The sequence below is a fragment of the Micromonospora foliorum genome (assembly GCF_022229015.1).
Classification (GTDB): domain Bacteria; phylum Actinomycetota; class Actinomycetes; order Mycobacteriales; family Micromonosporaceae; genus Micromonospora; species Micromonospora foliorum.
On sequence record NZ_JAKKFF010000532.1, the window covers coordinates 13,364 to 37,699 of the forward strand.

26 protein-coding genes and 1 tRNA gene are annotated in these 24,336 nt (G+C 67.9%); 13 read left to right on the forward strand and 14 right to left on the reverse strand.

Annotation, left to right across the window (positions count from 1 at the left end):
- The first annotated feature begins 319 nt into the window (after positions 1-319).
- The 5 genes from PSH25_RS29565 to PSH25_RS29585 all read left to right on the forward strand — a co-directional run bounded on the left by PSH25_RS29565 (position 320) and on the right by PSH25_RS29585 (position 6,767).
- The gene (locus tag PSH25_RS29565) at positions 320-733 is read left to right on the forward strand and encodes a helix-turn-helix domain-containing protein (protein WP_238662132.1); all 414 of its coding nucleotides are present in this window, start codon (positions 320-322) and stop codon (positions 731-733) included.
- Between the two features lie 73 nt (positions 734-806).
- Entirely contained in the window at positions 807-2,294 is a 1,488-nt protein-coding gene (locus PSH25_RS29570; RefSeq protein WP_238662133.1) for a helix-turn-helix transcriptional regulator, read from the forward strand.
- Position 2,295: 1 nt separating this feature from the next.
- Positions 2,296-3,237 (forward strand): NAD-dependent epimerase/dehydratase family protein, encoded by a 942-nt coding sequence (locus PSH25_RS29575; protein ID WP_238662134.1) that lies wholly within the window; start codon positions 2,296-2,298, stop codon positions 3,235-3,237.
- A 238-nt stretch (positions 3,238-3,475) separates the two neighbouring features.
- Positions 3,476-4,615: an MrcB family domain-containing protein gene (locus PSH25_RS29580; protein WP_238662135.1), complete on the forward strand. Its 1,140-nt coding sequence runs from the start codon at positions 3,476-3,478 to the stop codon at positions 4,613-4,615.
- Between the two features lie 43 nt (positions 4,616-4,658).
- The gene (locus tag PSH25_RS29585; protein WP_238662136.1) at positions 4,659-6,767 is read left to right on the forward strand and encodes an NACHT domain-containing protein; all 2,109 of its coding nucleotides are present in this window, start codon (positions 4,659-4,661) and stop codon (positions 6,765-6,767) included.
- Positions 6,768-6,952: 185 nt separating this feature from the next.
- Here the strand turns inward: PSH25_RS29585 and PSH25_RS29590 are convergent, their stop codons facing one another.
- From PSH25_RS29590 to PSH25_RS29615, 6 genes are all read right to left on the reverse strand, one after another.
- Complete coding sequence (locus PSH25_RS29590; protein ID WP_238662137.1) at positions 6,953-7,651, reverse strand: hypothetical protein; 699 nt, start codon at positions 7,649-7,651, stop codon at positions 6,953-6,955.
- A 484-nt stretch (positions 7,652-8,135) separates the two neighbouring features.
- Positions 8,136-8,798: a pentapeptide repeat-containing protein gene (locus PSH25_RS29595; protein WP_238662138.1), complete on the reverse strand. Its 663-nt coding sequence runs from the start codon at positions 8,796-8,798 to the stop codon at positions 8,136-8,138.
- The gene (locus PSH25_RS29600) at positions 8,795-9,493 is read right to left on the reverse strand and encodes a hypothetical protein (RefSeq protein ID WP_238662139.1); all 699 of its coding nucleotides are present in this window, start codon (positions 9,491-9,493) and stop codon (positions 8,795-8,797) included. Before PSH25_RS29600 ends, PSH25_RS29595 begins: the two co-directional genes overlap by 4 nt.
- 10 nt (positions 9,494-9,503) lie before the next feature.
- Positions 9,504-10,205 (reverse strand): WXG100 family type VII secretion target, encoded by a 702-nt coding sequence (locus PSH25_RS29605; RefSeq protein WP_238662140.1) that lies wholly within the window; start codon positions 10,203-10,205, stop codon positions 9,504-9,506.
- The gene (locus PSH25_RS29610; RefSeq protein WP_238662141.1) at positions 10,202-10,528 is read right to left on the reverse strand and encodes a hypothetical protein; all 327 of its coding nucleotides are present in this window, start codon (positions 10,526-10,528) and stop codon (positions 10,202-10,204) included. Before PSH25_RS29610 ends, PSH25_RS29605 begins: the two co-directional genes overlap by 4 nt.
- A 4-nt stretch (positions 10,529-10,532) precedes the next feature.
- Positions 10,533-10,970, reverse strand: a complete 438-nt coding sequence (locus PSH25_RS29615) for a YbaB/EbfC family nucleoid-associated protein (protein WP_238662142.1) — start codon at positions 10,968-10,970, stop codon at positions 10,533-10,535.
- A gap of 127 nt (positions 10,971-11,097) precedes the next feature.
- On the opposite strand from PSH25_RS29615, the gene PSH25_RS29620 reads away from it, so the two are divergent.
- Complete coding sequence (locus PSH25_RS29620) at positions 11,098-11,934, forward strand: class I SAM-dependent methyltransferase (RefSeq protein ID WP_238662143.1); 837 nt, start codon at positions 11,098-11,100, stop codon at positions 11,932-11,934.
- A 151-nt stretch (positions 11,935-12,085) separates the two neighbouring features.
- On the opposite strand, the gene PSH25_RS29625 is transcribed toward PSH25_RS29620, so the two are convergent.
- Positions 12,086-12,328: a flavin reductase gene (locus PSH25_RS29625; protein WP_238662144.1), complete on the reverse strand. Its 243-nt coding sequence runs from the start codon at positions 12,326-12,328 to the stop codon at positions 12,086-12,088.
- Positions 12,329-12,527: 199 nt separating this feature from the next.
- On the opposite strand from PSH25_RS29625, the gene PSH25_RS29630 reads away from it, so the two are divergent.
- Both PSH25_RS29630 and PSH25_RS29635 read left to right on the forward strand, forming a co-directional pair.
- On the forward strand, positions 12,528-13,295 hold the full coding sequence (locus tag PSH25_RS29630; protein WP_238662145.1) for a helix-turn-helix domain-containing protein: 768 nt from the start codon (positions 12,528-12,530) through the stop codon (positions 13,293-13,295).
- Complete coding sequence (locus PSH25_RS29635) at positions 13,286-13,477, forward strand: DUF397 domain-containing protein (protein ID WP_238662146.1); 192 nt, start codon at positions 13,286-13,288, stop codon at positions 13,475-13,477. Before PSH25_RS29630 ends, PSH25_RS29635 begins: the two co-directional genes overlap by 10 nt.
- Before the next feature lie 434 nt (positions 13,478-13,911).
- On the opposite strand, the gene PSH25_RS29640 is transcribed toward PSH25_RS29635, so the two are convergent.
- A complete protein-coding gene (locus PSH25_RS29640) occupies positions 13,912-15,432 on the reverse strand; it encodes an FG-GAP-like repeat-containing protein (protein WP_238662147.1) in 1,521 nt (506 codons plus the stop codon).
- A gap of 319 nt (positions 15,433-15,751) precedes the next feature.
- On the opposite strand from PSH25_RS29640, the gene PSH25_RS29645 reads away from it, so the two are divergent.
- Positions 15,752-16,306: a hypothetical protein gene (locus PSH25_RS29645; RefSeq protein ID WP_238662148.1), complete on the forward strand. Its 555-nt coding sequence runs from the start codon at positions 15,752-15,754 to the stop codon at positions 16,304-16,306.
- Positions 16,307-16,398: 92 nt separating this feature from the next.
- Positions 16,399-16,893: a hypothetical protein gene (locus PSH25_RS29650; protein WP_238662149.1), complete on the forward strand. Its 495-nt coding sequence runs from the start codon at positions 16,399-16,401 to the stop codon at positions 16,891-16,893.
- A 71-nt stretch (positions 16,894-16,964) separates the two neighbouring features.
- On the opposite strand, the gene PSH25_RS29655 is transcribed toward PSH25_RS29650, so the two are convergent.
- Entirely contained in the window at positions 16,965-18,560 is a 1,596-nt protein-coding gene (locus tag PSH25_RS29655; RefSeq protein WP_238662150.1) for a carboxylesterase/lipase family protein, read from the reverse strand.
- 183 nt (positions 18,561-18,743) lie between these two features.
- On the opposite strand from PSH25_RS29655, the gene PSH25_RS29660 reads away from it, so the two are divergent.
- Positions 18,744-19,679, forward strand: a complete 936-nt coding sequence (locus tag PSH25_RS29660) for a TetR/AcrR family transcriptional regulator C-terminal domain-containing protein (RefSeq protein WP_238662151.1) — start codon at positions 18,744-18,746, stop codon at positions 19,677-19,679.
- A gap of 4 nt (positions 19,680-19,683) precedes the next feature.
- On the opposite strand, the gene PSH25_RS29665 is transcribed toward PSH25_RS29660, so the two are convergent.
- On the reverse strand, positions 19,684-20,250 hold the full coding sequence (locus tag PSH25_RS29665) for a TetR/AcrR family transcriptional regulator (RefSeq protein ID WP_238662152.1): 567 nt from the start codon (positions 20,248-20,250) through the stop codon (positions 19,684-19,686).
- A 7-nt stretch (positions 20,251-20,257) separates the two neighbouring features.
- On the opposite strand from PSH25_RS29665, the gene PSH25_RS29670 reads away from it, so the two are divergent.
- Positions 20,258-20,368: an SDR family oxidoreductase gene (locus PSH25_RS29670; RefSeq protein WP_238662153.1), complete on the forward strand. Its 111-nt coding sequence runs from the start codon at positions 20,258-20,260 to the stop codon at positions 20,366-20,368.
- A gap of 56 nt (positions 20,369-20,424) precedes the next feature.
- On the opposite strand, the gene PSH25_RS29675 is transcribed toward PSH25_RS29670, so the two are convergent.
- Positions 20,425-20,511 (reverse strand) — tRNA-Ser (locus tag PSH25_RS29675).
- 75 nt (positions 20,512-20,586) lie between these two features.
- On the opposite strand from PSH25_RS29675, the gene deoD reads away from it, so the two are divergent.
- Positions 20,587-21,294, forward strand: coding sequence for a purine-nucleoside phosphorylase (gene deoD / locus PSH25_RS29680; protein ID WP_074315244.1), 708 nt, complete (start codon positions 20,587-20,589; stop codon positions 21,292-21,294).
- Positions 21,295-21,430: 136 nt separating this feature from the next.
- On the opposite strand, the gene PSH25_RS29685 is transcribed toward deoD, so the two are convergent.
- The 3 genes from PSH25_RS29685 to PSH25_RS29695 are packed head-to-tail and all read right to left on the reverse strand — an operon-like array spanning position 21,431 to position 24,335.
- Positions 21,431-22,630 (reverse strand): ABC transporter permease, encoded by a 1,200-nt coding sequence (locus tag PSH25_RS29685; RefSeq protein ID WP_238662154.1) that lies wholly within the window; start codon positions 22,628-22,630, stop codon positions 21,431-21,433.
- The gene (locus PSH25_RS29690) at positions 22,630-23,313 is read right to left on the reverse strand and encodes an ABC transporter ATP-binding protein (RefSeq protein ID WP_238662156.1); all 684 of its coding nucleotides are present in this window, start codon (positions 23,311-23,313) and stop codon (positions 22,630-22,632) included. Before PSH25_RS29690 ends, PSH25_RS29685 begins: the two co-directional genes overlap by 1 nt.
- An 8-nt stretch (positions 23,314-23,321) precedes the next feature.
- On the reverse strand, positions 23,322-24,335 hold the full coding sequence (locus tag PSH25_RS29695; RefSeq protein ID WP_238662155.1) for a peptidoglycan-binding protein: 1,014 nt from the start codon (positions 24,333-24,335) through the stop codon (positions 23,322-23,324).
- Between the last annotated feature and the right edge of the window lies 1 nt (position 24,336).

Genomic DNA, 24,336 nt, shown 5'->3' on the forward strand with positions numbered 1-24,336 from the left:
GTTCAAGAGGCAGAAGCAACCGCGCGCCAGATCCGGCCCGCTCGCCCCGCTCGCCCGGGATCTACCGGGGTCGGCCACCGTGTGGCTCAAGGCGGGGATGCCGCAGACGGATCTACGCGGCGCTTCTGCTGTGAAGTTCTCAATGAACGACTGCGCGGAGGCTCGTGGGCGCGCAGCTCCGTGAGGGGCTGCCTTCCCCGGCTACCTACCGGCCGGTGTAGCTAATTTCAGCGCTAAAATTAGCGCTGATGTTGTGCGATGTCAACGAGGTGGGAGGACTAGGATCAGCGGATCAAGTAGTCAGACAGGGAGGCGTCAGGTGGAGGATTGGCAGGCTGTGGCCAGCGCAATCAACGGCCGGATGGCCGATTTGCCGCTGTCGCAACAGGAGTTGGCCGAGCGGTCCAAGGTGTCGGTTGCCACCCTGCGTGAGCTGCAAAAGGCGACCGCGACCCGCAAGCGGTCGGCGCGCACGCTCGCCGCGATCTCTCAGGCTCTCGGCTGGCCGGACGACTACCTTCGTGCCGTGCTGACGGGCACCACACCGCCGAACAGCGGCGGGGAAGCAGGACGGGCGGACAGTTCGTCGCTGGTGCTCGTACGGCTGGATCAGCTCCACGCCGAGGTGCGGCGGCTCGCGGATGCCGTGGAGCGGATGGCGGTCGATGTCGGTCATGGCGATAAGGACACCAGTTCCGAACGCGCACCCGAACGCCGTTCACCAGCCGGGTAACCGCAGTCCACTAGGCATCGACTAGGCGCGGTTGCGTATCGGCGGGTGCCTACGCCAGCGAAGGAGGACCGTTGTGCCTGCTCACGCCAGGGATGCCACCCCGAATCTCGCGCTGTACAACCTCCGCGATGCGGCGGGCGAGACTCAGCAGGACGTGGCGGACGGGTTGAACCGCCTCGGGGTGGCGCGCGGAAAGAGGCTGGCCGTAACCGCCAATCAGGTCAGCAGGTGGGAGCGGGGAATCACGTATCCGTCCGCGCTCTACCGTCAACTCCTCGCCGAGCACTTCGGCGTCTCTGTGCAAGATCTCGGGCTCACCAGGCAGCGCGTCACGCCCCAGCAGCGCGACAGTCCCGAGAACGATTCCGGAGGTTTCACGATCTACCAGGATCCGGTGTCTCACCCGCAGGCCGAGGACAGCCAGGAAGAGTGGCGGGCGGTCCGGCGGAAGCTGAACATTCATCGGGTGCAGCTCGCCCGTGAGGCCGCGCGCCTCTATGACGTGGAGCACCGCGTAGGTGACAGCGGCCTGATTGCGGCGCCGCAATGGTTGCCGTCGACTCCGATCGAGTTGGCGAGGTTCGGAATCGGGCTCGCCCCGGAGGGAACCGCGCCCCTCGTCACCGGGACGGAGGACGTTGCGGCCGGCGTACGGCCGTTGGCGTCGGACGGGCGGCGACACCAGCGCTACAGCCTCGCCCTGCGGGATGTTGAACAGCCCCGGCTTTTTGAGAACCGGCTCGCGTGGCACCTTGCGGGAGTCGACTGGAGCCAGCCCGACCGTGCGCTCACGTTCACTACCGGCACGTACTTCGGCGGTGTCGATGTCTCGGAAGCGCTCGCGCATGAGATGGCGATGTACCACGTCGCGGGCGATGGGAGCGGCATCCTGCCGGCGTCCTGGCGAAACCTGGGCTTCCGGCGGCTCGTGGGCGACCCGTTCACGCCCAGCCGTCGACCGACAGCGCCATCAACCGACACGCTGACCCTGCGGGTAGACGACGACGGAGCGTCCTTCGTGCTGCACAACCGTGCCGCCGGCAACGTGGCCGTAGCCGGGGGAATGCTGCACATCATGCCGGCGGGAGTGTTCCAGCCATCGAGCGTCCTGCCTGCCGCTCAAGTGGCCGACTTCGACCTGTGGCGCAACATGATGCGGGAGTACAGCGAGGAATTCCTCGGCAGTGCCGAGCACGGCGGCGACGGGGAACCGGCTGACTACAGCACGGAACCGCTGGCAGCCTTCGACCGCGCGTACGCCTCCGGCGGGGTGCGGGTTTTCTGCCTCGGAGTCGCGCTCGACGCCCTCACCCTGTGGGGCGAGATTCTGACCGTCGCCGCGTACGACGGCCCCACGTACGATCACCTGTTCGCCGACATGGTCGACTCCAACGCCGAGGGAACCGTGGTCAAGACCGGGCGGGTACGGCCAACCTCGGCGTTGCCGTTCACCCGGCACACCATCGACGAACTGACCGCCAGCGGGCGGCTGGCACCGGCGGCGGCCGGATGCCTCGAACTCGCGTGGGAACACCGCCGCACGATCCTGGGGAGAAGTTGACGTGCACGTACTGGTAACCGGCGGCCTCGGATTCCTCGGCCGCGCCGTAGCCCGCGACCTGCTTGGCTCCGGGCACCGGGTCACGGTCATGACCCGGGGCCGCGGTGACCGCACCGCACCGTCCGGCGTCGAGCTGGTAACGGGGGACATCCGGGACCGTGCGCGGGTCGCCGAAATCGTTCAAGAGGGCGGGTACGACGGAGTCGTGCACCTTGCGGCGTTGACCAGCGGTCGGGACTCGTTCGCTGACCCGCTGGGTTACTTCGACGTCAACGCGACCGGCACCCTGAATCTACTCATGGCCCTAGACGCCGCGCGGACAACCACCGCACCGGCCTCTCTGATCTTCGCCTCCACCAACATCGTCTACGGGTCACAGCACCACGGCGCACTGTCCGAAGACCTCGGCCCACACCCCGAGAGCCCGTACGCGGCGTCCAAGGTCGCGGCTGAGCAAATGGTCGCGGCGTCTGCGTTGACCGGAGCAATCGGCGCGGTCATCCTCCGGCCCTTCAACATCGCTGGAGCCGTCGACGGCGTCACCGACACCGACCGCGCACGGATCATTCCGAACGTCTTGCGCGCGGTCACCGGGGAGCTTGACCACGTGGCTCTTAACGGCGACGGTGCGGCAGTGCGAGACTTCGTGCACGTGGCCGACGTTGCCACCGCCGTTCGGCTCGCCCTGACCGTCTGTGTGCCAGGTGCTAGCCAGACCATCAACCTCGGCTCAGGCATCGGAACCAGCATGGCCACCGTGGTAGCCACTGCTGAACAGGTCACCGGACACCGGGTGGCCGTCGACCGTCAACCGCCTAAGCCGGAACCTCCGGAACTGATCGCTGACGTCAGCCGTGCTCATACCGTTCTCAACTGGAGCCCCGCAAGGTCCAAGCTGAGCGAGATCATTGCAGACGCGTGGGAGTCATGGCCGCGTGGCTAGCGCACTTTCCAAGGCGGCAGCGCGGCTCGAGCGCCAACCGCGTCGCTGGGAGTAGGGCACCGAGAGCGCGGAGGAGGGATTCGCACGCAGGGAAGCCTCGGCCCCATGAAGTCCCCGGCTAGCCCCGTCATTGAGCCTATGCCCGGTTCCAGAGGTGGCTACATGAACCCGATAGCGCCGAGATGGTGGGCGGCCGGCTGAGCCGTGCTGTCGCAGATCCTGCCTAGTATCCGTTGTTATGGATCTACGTGACGCGCTCCATGGTGTTCAGTTAAAGGCTTACGTTCACTCGCAAGGGAGAGACCAGCCTGCGCAGCAGCACCTACAGGCGGTCCGGCGTGAGTTGCCAGCGCTGGTGCCGTCGGGCATGAAGGTACTCGCCAGCGGCGCCGGCCAAAGCCTGCCCGTCGTGCCGTGGATCGCCGTCCTCGACAGCAACGTAACCACCACGGCGCAGGAAGGGCTCTATGTCGTCTACCTGTACCGGCAGGACCTCTCGCGGGTTTACCTGACCATGAACCAGGGCGCGACGCAGCATCAGCGAAACGCCGGGGAGGCGGGACTTACTGGTGTCGCGCAGGACCGGGCTGCGCTAGCCGAACTTCGGGCGGAGACCGCTCTGCTGCGCAAGCACCTCAGCGCGGAGGCGTTGACCGGCCTCACGGACGTTATCCAGCTTGGGGCGCCGCGGAATCGCTTCCTGCCTTGCGGCTACGAAGAGGGCAATTTAGCTGCGATTGAGTACGATCCGGCGAAGCTGCCGGACGAGGACACGCTGCGAGCTGACCTGAGTCGCTTCCTGGCGCTGTACGCGTTATGCGTCGAGATCAAGCGAGAGATTTTGGCGACCACGCCGGGGCTCATCAAGACGACGGCCGGGTCGGACAAGGCTAAGCCGAAGTTCAAGCCCAAACCCCCTGCGTTCCGTCCTAAGACTCCCGCAGACTACCGAGCGCGGATGAAGGCGTATGTCCAAGACCGCAAGCCACGTCACGAGGCTCTGCTTAACGACTTCGCCAAGCGCGCCAAGGCGGCCGGACTCCTCCCGGCTAACAATGCCCACCCTTGCGACCTGACCGTCACCGGCCTAGCCACCCACTGGCTAGTCGAGGTGAAGACGGTAGGCGCGAATGCGGAGCACGCAGTTCGAGACGCCATTGGGCAACTCTTCGCCTACCGGCACTTTTGCTACCGTGAGAACGGACGCAAAGATCCCTCCCTGGTGGCCCTGTTCTCCGAACCCGTGGGGGAAGCACTGGCGGACCTCATGGTGTCGTTGGGTATTGAAGTCATCTGGCAGCAGGGCGCCGAGTGGCGCGGCCGCTCTCCTGTCTGCACCCTTAGCCTTCTAGCTGCTTCATCGAACCCAACCACGTAATGTGGTGGAACGGGGCGCGGCCCTGCCTCTTGGAGGCTCCTAAATGATGACCAAGAGAATCACGCTGCGTTCGACTGGTCGTTTCCTCTTTGTCAGTGGACTGGCGGCCTTAGCGGTACTGCTACCCGCCTTGGGGTGGACCGCTCGCAATGACGTCGAGGCTTTCAATAAACAAGTTGGCTGGGCGAATATTTGGGCCGGTTCAATCGGTGCAGTCGGCCTCCTAATGATGGTGCTAGGCAAAAAGCAAGATCATGATGTTGAGCTGAACCGCCAAGTAATTCTGTTGGCGAAGGCTCAGCAAATCTCACATGGTAGACAACTCGCACAACTGCTCGGAACTGATGCTCTTGAGTCCAGGTCGGCGAAACTGAAATTCTGCGCCGCCGATGCGCGTACGGGAAAATCGGCACCTAATGCGCGCACAGCAGGAAACATTGATACGATCGCTGCTTACTATAAGCGGACACCTTCTGGCCGCATGCTGATATTGGGGGCACCCGGAGCCGGCAAAACGGTGGCCGGCATTACTCTATTGCTGCAACTTATCGCGGATGTCGTCGACTCACAGAATGCAGAAAAATCCCTTCGAGTCCCTGTTATCTTCAACCTGACAACATGGGCGAGCAGCAAACGCTTTGAGAACTGGCTGGCTGACGAGTTGTCTATGCGCTTTCGTCTGAGCCCGTCGATTTCGCGGCAGCTGATACAGGACGGGCGAATCCTTCCCCTTCTCGACGGACTTGACGAAATGGACAACGAACTCGAGTCGCCAGATCGAGCAGAACGGGCCGTCCAGCAGCTCAATGACTACATCGCAGTGAACTCTCGCGCTCCCTTAATCGTGATCACCAGATCCGGTTCGCAGTACTACTCAAGGCTGCGCGGCAGGTTCCGCAACACCCAAGCAGTTCTGATCAAACCCTTTCACTCGACGGACATAGATGGATACATTGCTGAGCATTGTGGGCAAGGTGTCGTTGATGAGATAAAGAGGGGACTTTCTAAGGGTCCACGCAAAGCGCGAGGGATGTTCTATTCAGAGACCTCTACTCCGTGGCGGCTCGCAATGATGGTCGGGTATGTTCACAGCGGTAACGATCCTGCACGACTGCTGCCCACGTCCCCCGAAGGTCAAGCGGAATTCGAAAGTCGCCTCAACTCCGAACTTTACGAAACGTTTTTGTCCACTCGATTTCGCCTTGGTGGATGCAAAGACGATCACGAAGTGGCCCGCGCTCGGCACATGCTATCTAGAATCGCCCACTTCCTCCATTCAGGAAAGGGTGACGAACAAGCAAGCGATATTGTTTTGCATGATTGGTGGCGGCGATTCGGAGGAAGGGTTCCCGCTTGGCAGTTAAGAGCCGCCGCAATGGCAGTAATACTCCCCTTTGCCCTGCCCTTAGACAGCCTTCCGCTCACGGATTACGTCCCGAACGCCAACGCCGGCTGGACCTCTTGGGCAATGCCTTTATCAAACTTCCTGATGCTAATGGCGATGGCGCTGGCAACCCCGTTTCAATTAACAAGCCCGAGGGGGATCAACTTCGCGCGGTTGCTTTCGAGTGCAGGCCTGCTGCGCGCGACCCTTTTGGCAATTCCGTGTGCTGGGGTTGGATATTGGTTCTCCACCATTACCTCACATGATGCCCTAGGGGTAGGTGCGGCTCTAGGTCTATTCATCTTGCTGGTTCCGGTGATCGGCAATCGGATCGAGGCAACGGAGGACGCAATGAACCCCCACGAGCCTCTCCGTCGAGATTTTGCCGCGTCCTCCATGTTTGGCCTTGGCATGGGCCTCTTCATGGGGACCTATATTGCCGAAACAATGGGCTCCAAGGCCGGGATTTGCTTCGGGCTAGGGTACTTTTTGTCTTTGACCCTTGGCTTCTCTTCTGGTCGCTACTTCGTGGCCACTCTTTTGGGCCCGACCGTCGGTCTGCCCCGCCGACTTTCCCTTTATCTTCGCTGGGCCACCAATGCGGGGGTTCTACGGGTTTCGGGAATCAATTATCAGTTCCGGCACCGAGAGCTGATGAACTACCTGCTCGCGACGTCCGAGCCGCCAGGGCAAATGCCGGTCCCAGGGCCATTCGGGATTCCCATGCAACGATGGCCTAAATGGATTGAGCGGAGGGTGGAGGCATAATCGCCGGGACTCGTTACAGGACGCGCAAGTGTCACTTTCGCGGGCCATCCGGCTATGTCCCGTCTGGTGATATCGCCACTATTCCGTACCGGCTACAGTTCTCTGTGAAGGTACAGCGACAGGCTTGGAAGGGGAGTCAGAAAAGCGAAGAGGTTACTCACGGCCGGTGATACCAGGTTTGACACTCACACGGAGAGATCGCGGCGAACCGCTTGCACGAATTCTTCATCAAGCTGTTGAAGCTTTTCCTTGGAAACCTCATTCACAATACCTAATAGCAATGCTTCGGCGGCGGTACGAACACCTTTACTGCCAAGGTAGGCGACAACGGCATCCGCCGCCTCGAATTCCTCGTTCCACTTCTCGATCTCCTCGGCGCTTACAACTAGCTCTTCGCTGTTTCGCGCCAGCTTCTGCTGCAATTCTCCGAGTAGTTTTATTTTCTCTTCGAGGATTTCTGTAGGAGTGCTATAACCCTCAATGTCAACATCGACCCCCTTGAGCAATCGGGAGGCTTGCTCCAAGTCTCCACTCTCAAGCAGTTCCTTCGCCTGTTCGACGGCGTGTTCCACCGCCGCTTTCGCTTCAACTAGCTCGTCTACTTTAAGAGTCAGCTTCCTGATTTCCTGCTCGGCCTCATCAATCTGGACGCGCGCCTCTTCCGTCTCCCTCTTGAGGGACGCCATACGTTCATATTTGCGTCTCACTGCGTGCGCCGTAGACCGGAATTTCGTGTAGGCATCTCGCCGTTCTGAGAGGAATCGAGAACGTCGCTCGTGGCGGCGATGACTCGCGCTGGTCAGCAGCGTTCCAGCCACCGTTGCTGCGACACCACCTAACGTCGCCGCTGCTGGGATAGCAAGTTCCCACCACTTCGTGACCATTTGGTCCTCCCGCGCCACGGCTGGCGACGTCGAGGCGAATCCAGCCCCGGCGGCAAGTAACACTGACAAGTAGCAACCTTGCTTGCTTCGCCCTCAGGCCGCAAGGCTCCGACCGGCGCGGTGTCGTCGATAGTGATTCGCGCTGCCTCGGTCGCCGGGGGAGGTAGTTGGACCCCCCACCGGACAGCTCTGGACACTGTTGCATCCGGCATCGCAGACCTCCAAAGCATGTGAGAGCCGCAGGCCGTCTCAGTTGTCGTCTCGTTCGGCCACGTTCAAGGTCATCCGGCTACGACCCGCTCCGTGCCAACGCCACCGCTCGGTACGGGTACAGCCATCCGCGGACACGTACCGGCAGACTTGGAAAGCGTGTTGGGTTTACACCCTCACGAGTTCGAATCTCGTATCCTCCGCTCGCCTGAGCAGCACGAACGACAGGGCCGGCCCCAACGGGGTCCGGCCCTGGATCGTTTGTGCGGTGGCGTCAGCCCACCACCTGGACGTGCTCCGCGCCCTGCGCCGAGAACCACGCCTCCAGCTCGGCGCCGCCGAGGGACCGGGTCGCTTCCTCGTCGACGAGGACGGGGCCGACGACGGCACCCTTCGCGCCCTCGAACTGGCAGCCGAACATCCTCGCGCCGGTCAGCACCGTCGGCATGCTCGTGCCGCCGAGCGTGCACCAGCGCAGGCTGGCCAGCTCAAGATTGGCGTCGCGCAGATCGGTCTTGTAGAGCTTGGCGGAATTGAGAATGGCGTGGCGGAGATCCGCCCCTTCCAGAACGGCGTCGTCGAGCTGCACCGCGAACAACCGAGCCGAGCGGAACAACGCCTTACCGGCCGAGCAACCGACCATTTCCGCCTTGGCCAGGTCGGCGAAGGAGAAATCCGCGCCCTGCAACTCGGCGTTGGTCAGGTTGGCGTCGCCGAGGTTGGCCTCCTCGAATCGGACACCGACCAGATGGGAATTGGCGAGATAAGCGCCGGTCAGGTCGAGACGGCTCAGGTCCGCGCCGCGAAAATCAAGAAAATCCCCGGACAGGTACGCCGTGGCCGAAGCGTCGGCGAACCACTCCTCCAGCGCTTCCCGCGCGTCGGGGCTGTCTGGCCAGCGGAGCACGTCGCCGCTGGCACGCTTGTACTTACTCATTTGTCGAACACCACCTTGCCGTCCCACTCCGGTCGATCAGCGACCCGCGCCCTGAGATCGGCCAACGCACTCGGCGACAGGCTCCGGGTGTTGAGAATGACGTTCTGCCCACCAGCGACCTCGTCGGCGAGTTTCTGCTCGAACTCCTCGCCATCGTAGCGGCCCTTCATACCCTCGGGCATCGGCTCACCTGCCCGCCGCCCGGCGGGGAACAAATCATTTGGCGACTTGACGTCCCAGTTCTCCCCGTTGGAATCGAGGAACTCACCCTGGTCCTTCTGGAATGCGGGATCGGAGTTGTCGAGTTCGGCCCGGCGGATCGGCCCGGGGATCTTCCCGTCCGCCTCGGCCGCGAGCCCGACCTCGGCCTCGATCCGGGACTTCGGGCTGATGTTGCCGTTGTGGGCCGGGTCGGCGGCGAGTTCCTCCAGTCGCCGGTCGTACTCGGGGGTGCCGGGCTTGGGGGTCTGGTATCCGTCGTCGCCGCCGGACGGGCGGCCCGGCGGGTCGCCGGAGTCGCCGCCGGGCCGACCGAGCTTGAACTCCGCGTCGGCGATGTCCTGCCCGCCGGTGACGCTCTCGGGCACCTCGCTGGAGTTGCGGTGCCGCTGTCCCGGTACGTCGCTGTCGCCGTCACCCGGACGCGACGGCGTTCCGCTGTCACCGTTTCCGCCGGGGGGCTTGGGTTTCGCCATCGTCTACGCCCTAGCCGTTCAGCAGCTTGGACAGGTTGGTGAGGCTGGAGATCAATGCAGCGACGTAGGTGAGGATGCGTCCGGCCCACTTGACCACGGCCGCCACGATCGACGCGGCGATCGCCGGGATGGTGACGACGAAGATCGCCTCGATCGCCCACACGATCACGCGGGCCACCAGGTCGGCGATGAGGTCGCGGACGACATCACGGGTGAACGCCACCAGGTTCCCGGCGGCCTGGGTCGCGGCGGCCATCGCGGCGGAGATGCCGCTGAGCGCGTCGATGCCGGTGACGTTGTGCGCCATCAACCCCTGGTACGCCGTGGCGGCCTGCCCCTGCCAGCCGGGCAGGTCCACCCCGAGGTGGGTCTTCAGGTCGTTGGCCATGCTCTCCAGTTCGGCGGCCATGTTGTTCCAGGTCGCCGCGTGCGAGGTCACCACGTCGGGCATGCCGGTGAGTTGGTCGAGGATCTCGCGCAGCGGCTCGAAGTACTCCATCGCCCAGCCCAGCCCGTTGGCGAGCAGGGCGCTGAAGGGGTCCAGCACCGTCGCGACGGCCTCGACGCCGAACGCCGCACCGGCCAGGAGGTCGTCGACCCAACCCTCGCTGTGGATGGCGTCGACCAGGCCCTGGAAGCTGTCCGCGGCGGCCGCGCCGGTCCAGGGCTTGCGGGTCGACTGGACGTCGGCGATCAGCGACGCGTCGGTCATGACGCCGTGTCCAGTTGGCTGCCGACCTTGCGGATCGTGGTGTCGGAGTCCACGTCGGCGTTGGCGTAGTTGTCGGCGGTCGTGCCCAACCCCTTCACCACCAGGGACAGGTTCTCCTCGGCGTAGGCGATCAGCTCGTCCTGCCGAGTGTGCCGGCCCTCCAGGATCCCGGAGATCCACCCACACAACAGCCCGTACGCGGCGTCGTCCTGCGTGATGTGCGCGCTGGCGGTCTTGACCGCGCCGAAGCGGGCCCGCAGCGCCTCGATGTTGCGGGCGTGCTGGCGGATCTGTTCGGCGTCGACCTCGAACCCGCCGCTCACCGACTCACCACCGACTGTGCTGCTCGTCCGGGCCACCCAGCGGGGGCTCGGCATCGCGCAGTTGCTGCCCGACGCGTTCGGCGATCGCCCGCGCCGCGGGCGAATCGGTGCCCAGCGTGTCGCCGATGATCTCCTGAGCGCGGTCGGCCAGTTGCCGTTTGGCCGCAGCGATCGTGGTCATGATCGTTCGGGCGACGACATCGGGGGCGACGCGTTGCACTCGCTGACCCATCTTCAGCTCGACAAGCGCGCCCACGGAGTCGACAGTGACCTCCACCAGCCCGTTGCCGTCGGCGACCGTCACCCGCAGTTCCTGGATGCGCTCGCTCATCGCGTCGGTGGCGGTCGCCAACTGGTCCAGGCGACCCTTCCACTCCGCGAGCCGATCCATGGCGCCGCCCGGGTCCAGCAGTCCCCCCGCGTGTGGAACCTCGGCCGTCATGTGTCCCCTCGGTCGCTCAAGGTGATCATGCTTAGCTGGGGGAGATTAACATGAGAGCGCCTGCACGAGTGTCCACCCGGGAGGCGGTAACCGCCCGTACGCTCGGCTCTGTGGTCTCATCGACGTCGTGACCGACGCGGCGTGGGAGTGGGACGAGACCTTGTACGCGGGCAGCGCCCGCCACTACCGCGTCGGCCGGATGCCCTACCCGACCGGCCTCGCCGAAGCGATCGGCACCGCCCTCGACCTCGACGGCACCGGCCGGCTCCTCGACGTCGGCTGTGGACCCGGATCGGTGACGCTGCTGCTCGCGCCCCTGTTCGAGTCGGCGGTGGGCCTCGACGCGGACCGGGACATGCTCGTCGAGGCCCAGCGCCGAGCCGACGAGGCCGGGGCCACAAACGTCGAGTGGCGGCACCTGCGCGCCGAGGCCCTGCCGGCCGACCTGGGTACGTTCCGGGTGGTCACGTTCGCCCAGTCGTTCCACTGGATGGACCGGCCGCTCGTGGTTGGTCGCGTCCGCGACATGCTCACGCCCGACGGGGCCTGGGTCCACGTCGGTGCCAATACGCACCAGGGCGTGACCGGGGACGACCCGCTGCCGTACCCCCGACCGCCCTGGCAGCAGATCGACGAGCTGGTGGCGAGCTACCTGGGACCGGCCCGCCGGGCCGGGCAGGGGTTGCTGCCGACGGGCACCCCCTCCGGCGAGGGAGAGATCATGCGCGCGGCGGGCTTCACCGGCCCCACCCGGATCACTGTCGAACAGGGGATGGTGGTGGAACGCACCGTGAACGAGGTCACCTCGGCGGTGTTCTCGCTCTCCAGTGCGGCGCCACACCTGTTCGCCGACCGACTCCCGGACTTCGAGGCGGACCTGCGCCAGCTCCTGACCACGGCGGCACGGAACGGCCGCTTCGCCGAACGACGCCGCGACATCGACGTGGCGATCTGGCGCCCCTGACGCTCGGTCGGGCGCGGGCGCCTGACGCTCGGTCGGGCGCGGGCGCCTGACGCTCGGTCGGGCGTGGGCGCCTGACGCTCGGTCGGGCGTGGGCCCAGGCGAGAAAGCCTGCGGTCAGGCGCGGCGCGGGCCCAGGAGAGGAAGCGTTCGGTCAGGCGCGGGCGCGGGCCCAGGAGAGGAAGCGGTCGGTCAGTCGGGCCGGGTCGACGTCGGTGAGGTGTTCGCTGGCCTCTGTTTGCAGCGTCGCCAGGTAGACGGTCAACGCGATCCGGTCGTGCCGATATTCGCCGAGCAGCCGTAGCTTCGCCGCCGAGCAGGGCCAGGCGATGCCGCACGCGGCGCAGCGCCAGGTGGGCCGGGTCGGCAGGTGGTTCCGGTAGCGACGGCGGGGCATGGGCGGATCTCCTTCGCGGTGGACGGGGGTCACCCCGCCCTCCCCGTCGGGGCGACCCCCGGACTGACGCCGACCGCCGGGCTCCTGCGCCTCCACCGGCCACGCCGTCTTCTGTGGACCAGCCTTGGGTGAGTTACGAGACAGATACACCGCGTAGCGATATGGTCCTCAGATATTTAGGACATCCGATGGAGGAGCCGTGAACGATGCGCTTCGGGTGGCGCTCAGCGACACCGGGCACACCACCGAATCCCTCGCCGAGACCGTCGGCGTCGACCCGAAGACCGTGGGGCGCTGGTTGACCGAAGACCGCATCCCGCATCCGCGGCACCGACTGGCGGCGGCGGAGGCACTCCACAAGGACGTGTCGGACATCTGGCCGGACACTTCAAGACGTCGTGACCCCATCTGGTTCCGTCCGTGGCAGGAGATCGAGCGTGAGGCCGTGTCGCTTCGGTCGTACGAGTCGACAGTTCTGCCGGGGTTGCTCCAGACCGAGGCGTACGCCCGCGCGGTGCTGACCGGCGCGGGCCTGATCCCCCGGGGTGAGATCGAGCGGCATCTCACGGTCCGACTCGGCCGGCAGGGCGTGCTCAAACGGGACGATCCGCCGCAGTTCACTGCGGTCGTCGACGAGGCGGTCATCCGCCGTCCGGTGGGCGGCCGGTCGACGATGCGCGAGCAACTGCTGGCTGTCGCGGCGGCGTGCGCCGAGCCGCACATCCGGGTGCATGTCGTGCCCAGCACGGTCGGCGCCTACGCCGGCCTCAACGGGCCGTTCGTGATCGCGCACAGCCACGACCACCGGGTCGCCGGCTACCTCGACAACCAACTTCAGGGACAAGTCGCTAGCGACCCCGACGACATCGCCGCCATGATGGCGGCATGGGAGAACGTGCGCGGGGAGGCGTTGTCCCACCGGCAGTCGGTCGACCTTATTCAGGAAGTGGCGGAGTCATGGAGCTGAACGGCGCCCGGTGGCGCAAGAGCAGCCGCAGCAGCGGCAACGGCGGCAACTGTGTCGAGGTCGCCGACAACCTGCCCGGCGTCATCGGCGTACGGGATTCAAAGGACCCGACCGGCCCGGCGCTCGCCTTCGCGCCCGCAGCCTGGCGCGCGTTCGTCAGCCAGCTCGCCCGGCGGGCCTGAACGGCCCCTACGACCGTCGCAGCTCCGACCGATACCCGGCCCTGACAGCCCGGATTCGGCCCACCCCCACAACTCCGTCGAGATCTTGGACAGTTTCCGTTCGCGCCGAACGGAATCTGTCCAAGATCTCGAGGCTTGATGCCGGAAGGCTTGGTGGGCGGGCGCCGTCGTACCGGTAGAGGCCGGCGCGACCGTCTGCCTGGCGGGTCCGAACGTCGCCGACAGGCCGGTCCACCATCGCCGACAGACCGGCCGAAGCGACGCCGACAGGCCAGCCGAGCGGCGCCGACAGGCCGGCCGAGGCGGCGCGACAGGCCAGCCGAGCGACGCCGACAGGCCGGCCGGCCGCCGGCGGGGCGGCACGCTCACGGCCGGTACTCGCGCGAACGCCCGGCAGGTCCACAACTGACCTGCCGGGCGTTGCTGCGCTGAGCTCAGAACAGCGGGCCGCCGCTCTGCGGCCCGGCGATCCGGAGACCGTAGTTCAGCAGCGAGGCGACTTCGGGGCGCTCGGACAGACCACTCCATGTCTTGTTCTGCGGTACGAGCCCGCCGGCCGCACCGTAGAACGGGTTGACGACCCCGGACGGATACCCGCCGAGGTCACCACTCACCTCTTCCCCAGGCGACGCCACGAGAGCGTCGAGCCCGCCGGTGCGGTCGAGGTTCAGCAGGGCGATGGAGGAGCCGAACCTGTCGCCAGTCTCGGACGCGTCCGGAACGGCCGAGTGGTTCTGGTCGAACGCCTGCGCACCGGACCCGGTCAGCCCGCCGGCGGACCCCTTGAGCAGGGTGACGCTGCCGGCCCCGGCCCGCGTGCCGATCTGGTCACCGGGGGCACCGACAAGCACGTCCGCCCGGCCGTCGCCAGTCACGTCGCCGACCGCCAGCACACCACCGAAGCGCTCGTCACTCGCCGGGTCGCCCGGCACGCCGGCCGTACGCTGCGTGATGACCTGCACCCCACTGCTGGACAGGCCGGCGGCACGGCCGGGGAAGGCCGCGATGAGGCCGCCGTTGATGTCCGGGGTCTGGGCGCCGGAGGCCCCGACGACCACCTCGCCCAGCCCATCGCCGTTCACGTCGCCAACCGCGACCGCGTCACCCAGGTACCAGGCGACGGTGCCGGTCCCATCGTTGGGTTCGATGGCCGCACCGGTGACCGAGGTGGCACTGGTCAACGACACCCCACTCGGCGAGCCCCACATCAGGGTGACCATGCCGGTGCCGTCCCAGCTCACGCCGTCGTTCTCCCGAGGAGCGCCGATGACAAGGTCGTGGTACTTGTTGTTGTCGACCTTCCCGATGGCCAGCGTGTAGCCGAACTGGTCATTGGCCTCAGCCGCGCCAGGCACCGCGGCCAGGTCCTGATGAAGGTGCTGCGCGCCGGTGGCCGTGAGGCCGGCCGACCCACCGAAGAGGACGGTTACCGCGCCGGCCATCGCCTTGCTTCCGATCGCCTCTCCCCAGGCACCGACGGCGAGGTCCTCGCGGCCATCCCCGTTGATGTCGCCGGCCGCGAGGGCACCGCCGAACTGGTCGAAGCCCTCCGGGCTGTCCGGAACACCCGGCGAATCCTGGTTGAAGTGGATCGCCGAGTCGACCACCAGGCCGGTGCCGCTGCCCGGAATGACCCAGACCCCGCCGGCGTGGGTCTGGTTCTTGGGATCCGGCTCGTCGGGGTTGCCAATTGCCAGGTCGTCGAAACGGTCGCCGTTGAAGTCCCCCGCCACGAGGGCCATCCCGAACGCGTAGGAGCCGCCGCCGCCCGACATGACACCCATGAGGTAGTCGACCTTCGGGGCCGACGAGTAACGCACGCTGACCACGCCGGTCGGGTCCAATGGCAAGTTGTATTCGAACGGGTAACTGGTTACCGCGATGTCATCGACTCCGTCGCCGTCGAAGTCGGAGCGGCCCACACCTGTGCCCCGAAACCGGGTCGGCGTCTTCATCCAGGACACCTTGTGGTGTTGAAGAGCGACGCCGTCCCGGGTGATCGTCCGTACGCTTTCCGCAGCCTTCGCCGGAGCACTGATTACCAGGCTGGCTAAGACAGTGGGAAGGACGAGAAAAGCTGTGCTTCGCTGCATAGAGACCCCGTTTCGATAGGTGCCTCGACACCATAGGCGGGCGATTAGGTTGTCGAAATGAGACGAACGGGTAGTGGGCTGGAGGGGCGGGCGCGGACGGCGGGTACCGTCCGGGAGCCGACGGGCCGGAAACCGTCGTACACATGTTCTATCCACAGGCTGTGGACGGCGGAGGGGATTGATGGCTTACCAGCTCAGCGTGGTGGTCGCGGACGCTGAGCTGCTCCGCGAGCAGACCGCCGAGCTGGATCACGCGGTCCTCGGCGAGCTGCGACAGGACTTCGCGTTGCTGCCGGTCACCCCACAGTTAGTGGTCGAGCTGACCGGGTCCCTGCCGGATTTCGCGACGGACGACCGGAGCGCCGCGCGCCCGTTCGGCCTGGTGTTGTCGACGGCACTGGTCGAGGTGCTGACCCGCTGGTCGCAGTCGGGGCCGGTGGCCTACCTGGAGGCGGAGTTCGGCGGCGGCGCCGGCTACCAGTCGGCGGCGGTGTGGTTGGGCGGGGCGCTGTCCTGGGGTCCGGCCTTCGACGACGAGTTGGACGCGCCGCGCGAGCAGTGGCCGATCAACGGGGCGCTGACCCGACTGGGCGTCGAACCCGGCACGTGGATCGACCCGTTCGCCGAACTGGGGTTGCACCTGGAGCGGAACACCGACGGCTGGCTGGCGCACGGGCGGCGTCGACTCAGCGCCGACTACTGGGATGAGCTGGTCGAACAGTGGGAAAACCAGTAATCCGGCCACCGGCAGCAACCTGAACGCTCCCGTTCCGTTGGGGACTGGGGGATTCCATGAAATTGCGACAATTTGCGTTTATCGCCACGCTGATGACGGCTGCCTCGATCGCTGGCAGCGGCGTACCGCCAACCGGGCCGATCCCGGAGGGCCGGCCCGCCGGCAGCGTGGAGATCATCGACTTGAACGGCCTGCGGAACATCGAGTTCGGTGCCACCGAGGACGAGCTGACCCGGCGCGGCATCCTGCGTACCAGCCTGGATGCCTGCGGGCCGGTGCTCGCCGGCCATGACACGGTCAGCCCGGTCTTCGTGGAGGACAAACTCGTGCTGCTCTGGGTCGGCGACCCGATGCGGACACCGGAGGGCATAACGGCCGGCTCGCCCGTTGACCAGGTCTGGGACCGCTATCCGGAGGTCAGTCGGCTCCGCGCTCCACAGGGGACGCACCGCCTCGACGGGTTACTCGCCCGCAGCGGCGACCGCGCGTACCTGTTCCTGCACGACGGGCGCACGGTCCGAAAAACCATCGCCGGGTACGCGGACTGGGCCCGCCGCCTCTTCGACGAGGGTGCGGGCCCGTGCTGACCGGCGCGGACTGACCTGTCGAGTCGGCTCGATCCACGGTGGATCGAGCCGATCGACAGGTCAGTCGTCGTTCAGCGGAGCGACCGCCAGAAGTCGTACGCGTGGACCGCCGCGAAGTCCGTCGAGCCCGAACCGCCGCCACCGGCGAACACCCGCACGTACGGAGCGTCCGGGCGCAGTCGAGGCCAACTCGCCCGACCCGTCCGGGCGAAGTCGCTCCAGGCGCGGATCATCTCGTCGGAGAGGCGCCGCTGGGTCGGCGTGAGCGCCTCGGCGTAGTCGACCGTGAACAGGTACGGCAGCTCGGCGCAGTGGTACGCGCCGGTGGCGAACGTCGGTTCGGGTCCCTCAGTGAAGAACGGCGCATCCTCGTCGGCGAACTCGTACCCGAAGGTCGGCACCCGCCGCGCGAATGCCAGCGCGGCGGAGTAGACCGGCTCGGCGTAGTCGTGATCGGTCAGCACGGCACCCAACGTCGCGCTGGCGGGCTGTGCGGGGTCACGCGGATAGCGGGCCAGCACCTCCTCCGCGTGGTCACCGAACATGCCGCGTACCTGGTCGCGGTACTGCGCATCGGTGAGCGGGCAAGGCTCCGGCGAGGGCGCCGGGCAGTTGAGCCCGACCCGTTCCATCCCCCACACCACGAGCCGGGACTCGTCCCGGTTCATCCCGGTCAACACCGGCACCCGATGCAACCGCCCGTTGGTCAGCGCTTCGGCGGGGTCCACCGGCAGCGTATGGCCGTCGATGACCGGGCCGAGGTCGACACCCGCGCCGGGATAGCCGACCGTCTCGACCAGCCGGGCGGGGGTCTGTCCGCGCAGGCAGGCGGCGACCACAGCCGGGTCGGTGCAGCCGATCCTCCGAGCGAACTCCTCAGCCGCCCCGGTCGCCTCGGCCCGGGTCTGGACGGGGTTGGCGCACGAATTGCTCTGCATGATCGCGCGGTGGAACAGACCGGCGGTGGCGGGCGCGGCGAGCTGCGCGCAGACGCTTGTCGCCCCGGCGGACTGGCCGAACAGGGTGACGTTGCCCGGGTCGCCGCCGAAGGCCGCGGCGTTGCGTCGTACCCAGCGCAGCGCTGCCTGCTGATCCTGCAGGCCGAAGTTGCCGGTGCTTCCGTTCCGACCGGCCAGCGCCGGATGCGCCAGGAAGCCGAGCGCGCCGAGCCGGTAGTTCACCGTGACGACGATGACGTCACCACCGGCCGCCAGCCGCTGCCCCCCGTACCCGTCGCCGCTGCCGAACCGGAAGTCCCCGCCGTGCAACCAGACCATCACCGGTCGAGGCGTTCGTGCGGAGGAGCGCGGGGTGGTGACATTCAGGTAGAGGCAGTCCTCAGCCTCTGAGGGTGCGTCCATCGGCAGCCCTCGCAGTTGCGCGCAGTCGGCACCGGGTCGGGTCGCGTCGCGTACCCCGGTCCACGTCGGACCGGGCTGTGGCGGCGCCCAGCGCAGCGCGCCCAGCGGCGGGCTCGCGTACGGAATGCCCTGGAACGAGCGGTGGTCCGCCGCAACGGTCCCGCGGACCGCGCCCTGGTCGGTCCGGACCACGGCCGCGCTCCGGCGGTCGTCGTCGGCCGCGGCCGGACCGACGGCCATCACCGGGCCCACGAGGACGAGAGCGCCCAACGTGACGGCCCATCGGGGGTACGAAACTTTTCCCATGCTCTCCCCATTTCGTCGACGCCGGTACGGCGTACGCACCGGGCTGCACTGAGCATGTCGAGCTGGCAACCACCCGGCCAGGGAGCTCTAGTACGCCGGGGCAGGACGGGCGCGACCATCGACGGGGCACCTGCCGGTGCTCTAGTGCGCTACGGTCGCCGGGAAGCCTGACGGGAGGCGATCGTGGCAGAGATCGACGAGAGCACTCCCCCTTATCTGCGCATCGTCGGGGAGTTGCGACGGCGCATTCTGGCCGGCGAGCTGGGCCCCGGCGACCGGGTCCCGTCCACGCGGCAGATCGTCCGGGAGTGGGGCGTCGCCATGGCGACCGCCAGCCGCGCCCTCACCGCGCTGCGGCAGGAGAGCCTGGTGCGGGCGGTGCCGGGTGTGGGCATGGTGGTGACCGGCGCAGAGCCGACCGCGCCGAGTCGGGGCGCACCGGCCGGCGGTCGGCGGCTGCCGGCCCAGGGGCTGACCCGCGACCAGGTGGTGCGGACCGCCATGACGATGGCCGACGCCGAGGGGTTACCGGCGCTGAGCATGCGGCGCATCGCGACGGAGCTGGACGTCCCCACCATGTCGCTGTACCGGCAGGTTCGGGGCAAGGAGCAGCTTCTCGTGCTGATGGCGGACGCGGCCTTCGCCGCGCATCGGCTGCCGCGCACGTTCCCGCCCGGATGGCGATCCCAACTGGAGTTGCTCAGCCGACTTCAGTGGTCGATCTACCGGCGGCATCCCTGGCTGGCCCAGGTCATCTCGCTGACCCGCCCCCTGATGGCACCGCACGCCGTCGCGCACACCGAGTGGGCGCTGCGCGCCCTCGCGCGACACGGCCTGGACCAGCACACCCAGCTTCACCTGGTGGCGGCACTGGCCAACCATGTCCGGGGCACCGCCATCAACCTGGAACGGGAGGCCGAGGCGGAACAGGACACCGGCCTGACCGACGACGAGTGGATGCAGGCCCAGGCCGACGTGTTCGGTGGGTTGCTCGCGGCGGGCGAGTTTCCGCATCTGGCCCGACTCAGTCGGACAGCGGTCGACCTCAACGTCGAGAGCCTCTTCGAATTCGGCCTGCAACGACTGCTCGACGGGGTGGCGGCGCTGCTCGAACGGTGACCGCTCAGACCGGGTGGGTGGCCTGCTCGGGCGGGCGCGCCCCGGACGCGGCGGCGAAACCGGCGAGCGCGATCTCCGCCGCCTGTCGCAGGTCCTCCCTGCTGACTCCGGCGGCGGCGTGCACCGCCTGCCCCTCGGTGACGACCATGACGAAGCGGGCGAGCGCGACCGGATCTGCCTGCGCGGGTAGGTCGCCTTCGGCGACGGCGCGGGCGAGCCGGTCGGCGAGGGCGCCCTCACCGGCCAGGCGACTGCTGGCGAGGAATCCGGCGACCGGCGCGTTTTCGGTGGCGCAGGCAACGCCGCCCTGGATCGACAGACAACCGAGTGGTCGATCGGGCCGGGTCACGGCGACCACGTTCTCGCGGAGCAGGGTGGCCACCACCTCGTACGCGGTCGGTTGGGCGAAGGCGTCCCGCGCGTACCTCATGTCCTTTTCGGCGTAGCGGGCCACGGCCTTGCGGAACAGCTCCTCCTTACCGCCGTAGGCGGCGTAGAGACTCGCCGGGCTTGCACCCAGCCCCGCGGAGGCCCCCGGGTTGCTCCAGGCCATCGCCTCGGGCGTGCCCATGCAGCGGATGGCACACCCGGACGAGATCGCCAACGCGGCGCTCTTCCTCGCCTCCGACCAGAGCAGCTTCATGACCGGCGGCGAGATCTTCGTCGACGGCGGCGAGCAGCAGCTCTGACGCGAAAACGCCCGGTCGATCCTCACGGATCGACCGGGCGTTTCTGCATCTCAGAGCGGTGGCGGAGGGATTTGAACCCTCGGAGGGCGTTAACCCTCACACGCTTTCGAGGCGTGCTCCTTAGGCCGCTCGGACACGCCACCGCCGACGAGGGTACAGGACCGTCGGTTCCGACGCCGAACCGGTATCGCCCGGGCCGGCCTGGCAGGATCTTTGCCATGAGTACGCACATCGGCGCGAAGCCGGGCGAGATCGCCGAGCGGGTCCTGATGCCGGGTGACCCCCTGCGGGCCAAGTGGATCGCGGAGACCTACCTCGAGGGCGCCACCTGCTACTCGACGGTTCGGGGCATGCTGGGCTTCACCGGCCGCTGGAACGGCGTCGAGGTTTCCGTCCAGGGCTCCGGCATGGGCATGCCGTCGGCCTCCATCTACGCCCATGAGTTGATCAACGAGTACGGCGTGAAGACGCTGATCCGGGTCGGCTCCTGTGGTGCCCTCAGCACCGACCTGCAACTGCGGGACGTGGTGGCGGCGATCGGTTCGTCCACCGACTCGAACATGAACCGGATGCGCTTCGACGGGCTGATCGACTACGCCCCGGTGGCCGACTTCGGGCTGCTGCGTACGTCGGTCGAGGTGGCCGAGCGGCGCGGCATCACCATGCACGTCGGGCCGATCCTAGCGGCGGACGCCTTCTACACCGACCGGCCGGACCTCTACGACACCCTCGCCGACTACGGCGTGCTGGCGGTGGAGATGGAGTCGGCGGCGCTGTACACGATCGCCGCCCGGTTCAAGGCCCGCGCGCTGACCGTGTTGACCGTCAGCGACCACATCAAGACCGGCGAGAAGACCACCTCGGAGGAGCGCGAGCAGACCTTCAGCCAGATGGTCGAGATCGCCCTCGACACGATCATCGCCTGAGCCGTCTGACCGGGCAAGCAACACCGCGGAGAGCGTGATGACTGTGGGGCATCAAGATGCCGCACAGTCATCACGCTCTTTCGCGTCCGACCCGTCCGACCCGCCCGACCCGTCCGACCCGCAAAGGCCGCGGAAGTCAGACGGCTGCCAGCGCCTCCGTCGGCGCGAGGCGGGCGGCGCGCACGGCCGGGTAGAGGCCGGCGAAGCCGCCGATGACAAGGGTCGCGCCCACCCCGCCGAGCATCGCCCAGGCCGGCACCACGGTCGGCCAGTGCTGCGACAGCGCGTAGCCCGAGGTGACCAGGATGCCCAGCACCACCCCACCGATCCCGCCGAGCGCGGAGAGCAGCAGCGACTCGGCGAGGAACTGGGTCCGGACCTGACCGCGGGTGGCACCCAGTGACCGGCGTAGGCCGATCTCGGCCCGGCGTTCCAGCACCGAGATCACCATGGTGTTCGCCACGCCGACCCCACCGACCAGCAGGGCGACCGCGCCCAGGCCCAGCAGCAGGCCGGTGAACGCGTCGTCGGTCGCCTCGGCGGCGGCCAGCGCGTCCGAGGGCCGGGACACCTCGACCTCGTTCGGCGCCTCCGGGTTGGTGGTCGCGCCGAGCACCGACCGGACCGCCTCGACCTGCGACTCCTGCGCGCGGGTGTAGACGGTGGTCGGGTGGCCGTCGAAGCCCAGGTATTCGGTCGCCGCCGGCCAGCCGATCAACGCCGAGGTGTCCAGTTCCGGGGCGAGCGGTGCGGCGGCGAGGGTGCCGACCACGGTGAACGGCCGCCCACCCAGCCACACCTGCACCCGCGGGTCCGCCCTGGTGATCCCGAGCCGCTGCGCCGCGGTGGCGCCGAGCACGACCGCCGGGTAGCGGGCGGTCGCCTCGTTGAGCCAGGTGCCGGTGGTCACCTCGGCCCCGACCGTGCCGAGCAGGTCCAGCCGAGCCGCCCGGGTGGCGATGCCACCGGTCTCCGCCGCCGGAATCCGGTCCGAGCGGTACACCTTGGCGTCGGCGACCTGCCCGGTCGCGGACACCTCGGTCACCGGGCCGATCCGCCCGATCATCGCGATCGACTCCTCGGGCAGCTGCGCGTCCGCGCCGAACAGGGTGCTGCCCGGCTCGACGGTGAGCAGGTTGGTGCCGAGCGCGTCGAGCGCCCGGTCCAGCTCGGCCCGGGACGACGAGGAGATGCCGACCACCGCGACCATCGCGGCGATGCCGATCGCGATGCCCAACGCGGAGAGGAACGCCCGCAGCGGACGAGTCCGCAACCCCACCCCACCGACGCGCAGGACGTCCGCCGGCCCCAGGCGGGCCGGGGTCAGCGTCGCCATCAGCCGACCCCGCCCGACGCGAGGGCCGAGTCGTGCCGCACCGCGCCGTCGCGCATCCGCACCTGCCGGGGCAGGCTTTCCGCGATCTCCCGATCGTGGGTGATCACCACGACGGTGGTGCCGGCCCGGTGCAGATCGTGCAGCAACTCCAACACCCCGGCACCCGAGTGGGAGTCGAGGTTGCCGGTCGGCTCGTCGGCGAGCAGCACCGCCGGCTCGCCGACCACCGCGCGGGCCACGGCCACCCGCTGCCGTTCCCCGCCGGACAGCTCGTGCGGCCGGTGCCCCAACCGGTGGCCCAGGCCAACCCGGACCAACGCGGCCTCCGCCCGCTCGCGCCGCCTCCTGCGGGGTACGCCGGAGTAGAGCAACCCGTCGGCCACGTTGTCCACGACCGGGACACCGGGAGCCAGGTGGAACTGCTGGAAGACGAAGCCGATCCGGGTGGCTCGCAACGCGGACAGCTCCCGGTCGGTCAGCTTCGCCGCGTCGTACCCGTCGATGAGCACGCTGCCCGACGACGGCCGGTCCAGGGTGCCGATCAGGTGCAACATGGTCGACTTGCCCGACCCGGACGGGCCGACGATCGCCACCAACTCGCCGTGGCCGATCCGCAGCGACACGTCGTCCAACGCGACGACACCGCCGGCGTACCGCTTGCTGACCCGGTCGAGCACGATCACCTCGCCGCTCACGTCGGCACCACCACCGTCGTGCCCTCGGTGAGGCCCGTACCGCTGACCTCCACCCGGCCGTCGGCGAACAACCCGGTGGTCACCGCGATGACCCGGCTCGCGTCGCCCTCGGCGACCTGGACGCCGTAGCCGCCCTCGGCCAACGCCAACAGCGCCGCCACCGGCACGGTGAGCACGTCGCGGCGCTCCGAGACGGTGAACGTGACGTCCGCGCTGGCCTGGTCGAAGCCGGTGAGGGCCTTCGGGTCGGTCACCGCGACCGTCACCTCGATCTTCGTCTCGGCGTCGCCGGCCTGCCCGTTGGCGCCGGCCGCGCCGGCCTGGACGACCGTCTCGACCGTGCTGATCGTGCCCGCCACCGCCCGGCCGTCCGGCAGTCGCACGCTGACCTTCGCGTCGCGCTTGGCCAACCGCTGGTCGTCCACGTCCAACTCGACGGTGACGACCCGGCTGGTGCCGGTGTATGTCAGCACCGCCTGGCCGGGCTGGGTGAGACCGCCGACGTCGGCCTGGTGGCTCTCCACCCGGACCTCCCGGTCGGCGTACACGACCCGCCCCGGCTCGACCCGACCGGTCTCGGTCAGGCCCAGGTCCTCCTGCCAGTCCCGGACGGCGTCAGCGGTGGCGCCGGTGTACTCGTCGTCGACAGTGAAGCCGGTGTAGCCCAGCGCTTCGAGGTTCCGCTCGAACTGCGCGACGTCGGGCCCCTCCACCCCGGGGGCGAGGGTCCGGTACGCGGGCAGCCCGCCGTAGAGCAGCACCACCTCCTCGTTGTCGACCAGGTAGAGCGCCTTGCCCCGCCGTACCGTCGACCCGGTGGCCGCCAGCGCGGTGACGGTGCCGCTGAGCTTCGCCGTGGCGGTACGCGTCGTGCCGTACCCCAGCTCACCGTCCGCGGTCTCCGAGTCGGCGAGGGTCTGCCGGGTGACCGTGGCGGTGGCGGGTGGCGCGCCGCCGGCCTGGGCGCGGCCCCCGTCGGCACCGCCGCCGAAGCCCACCGCGGCGACCACG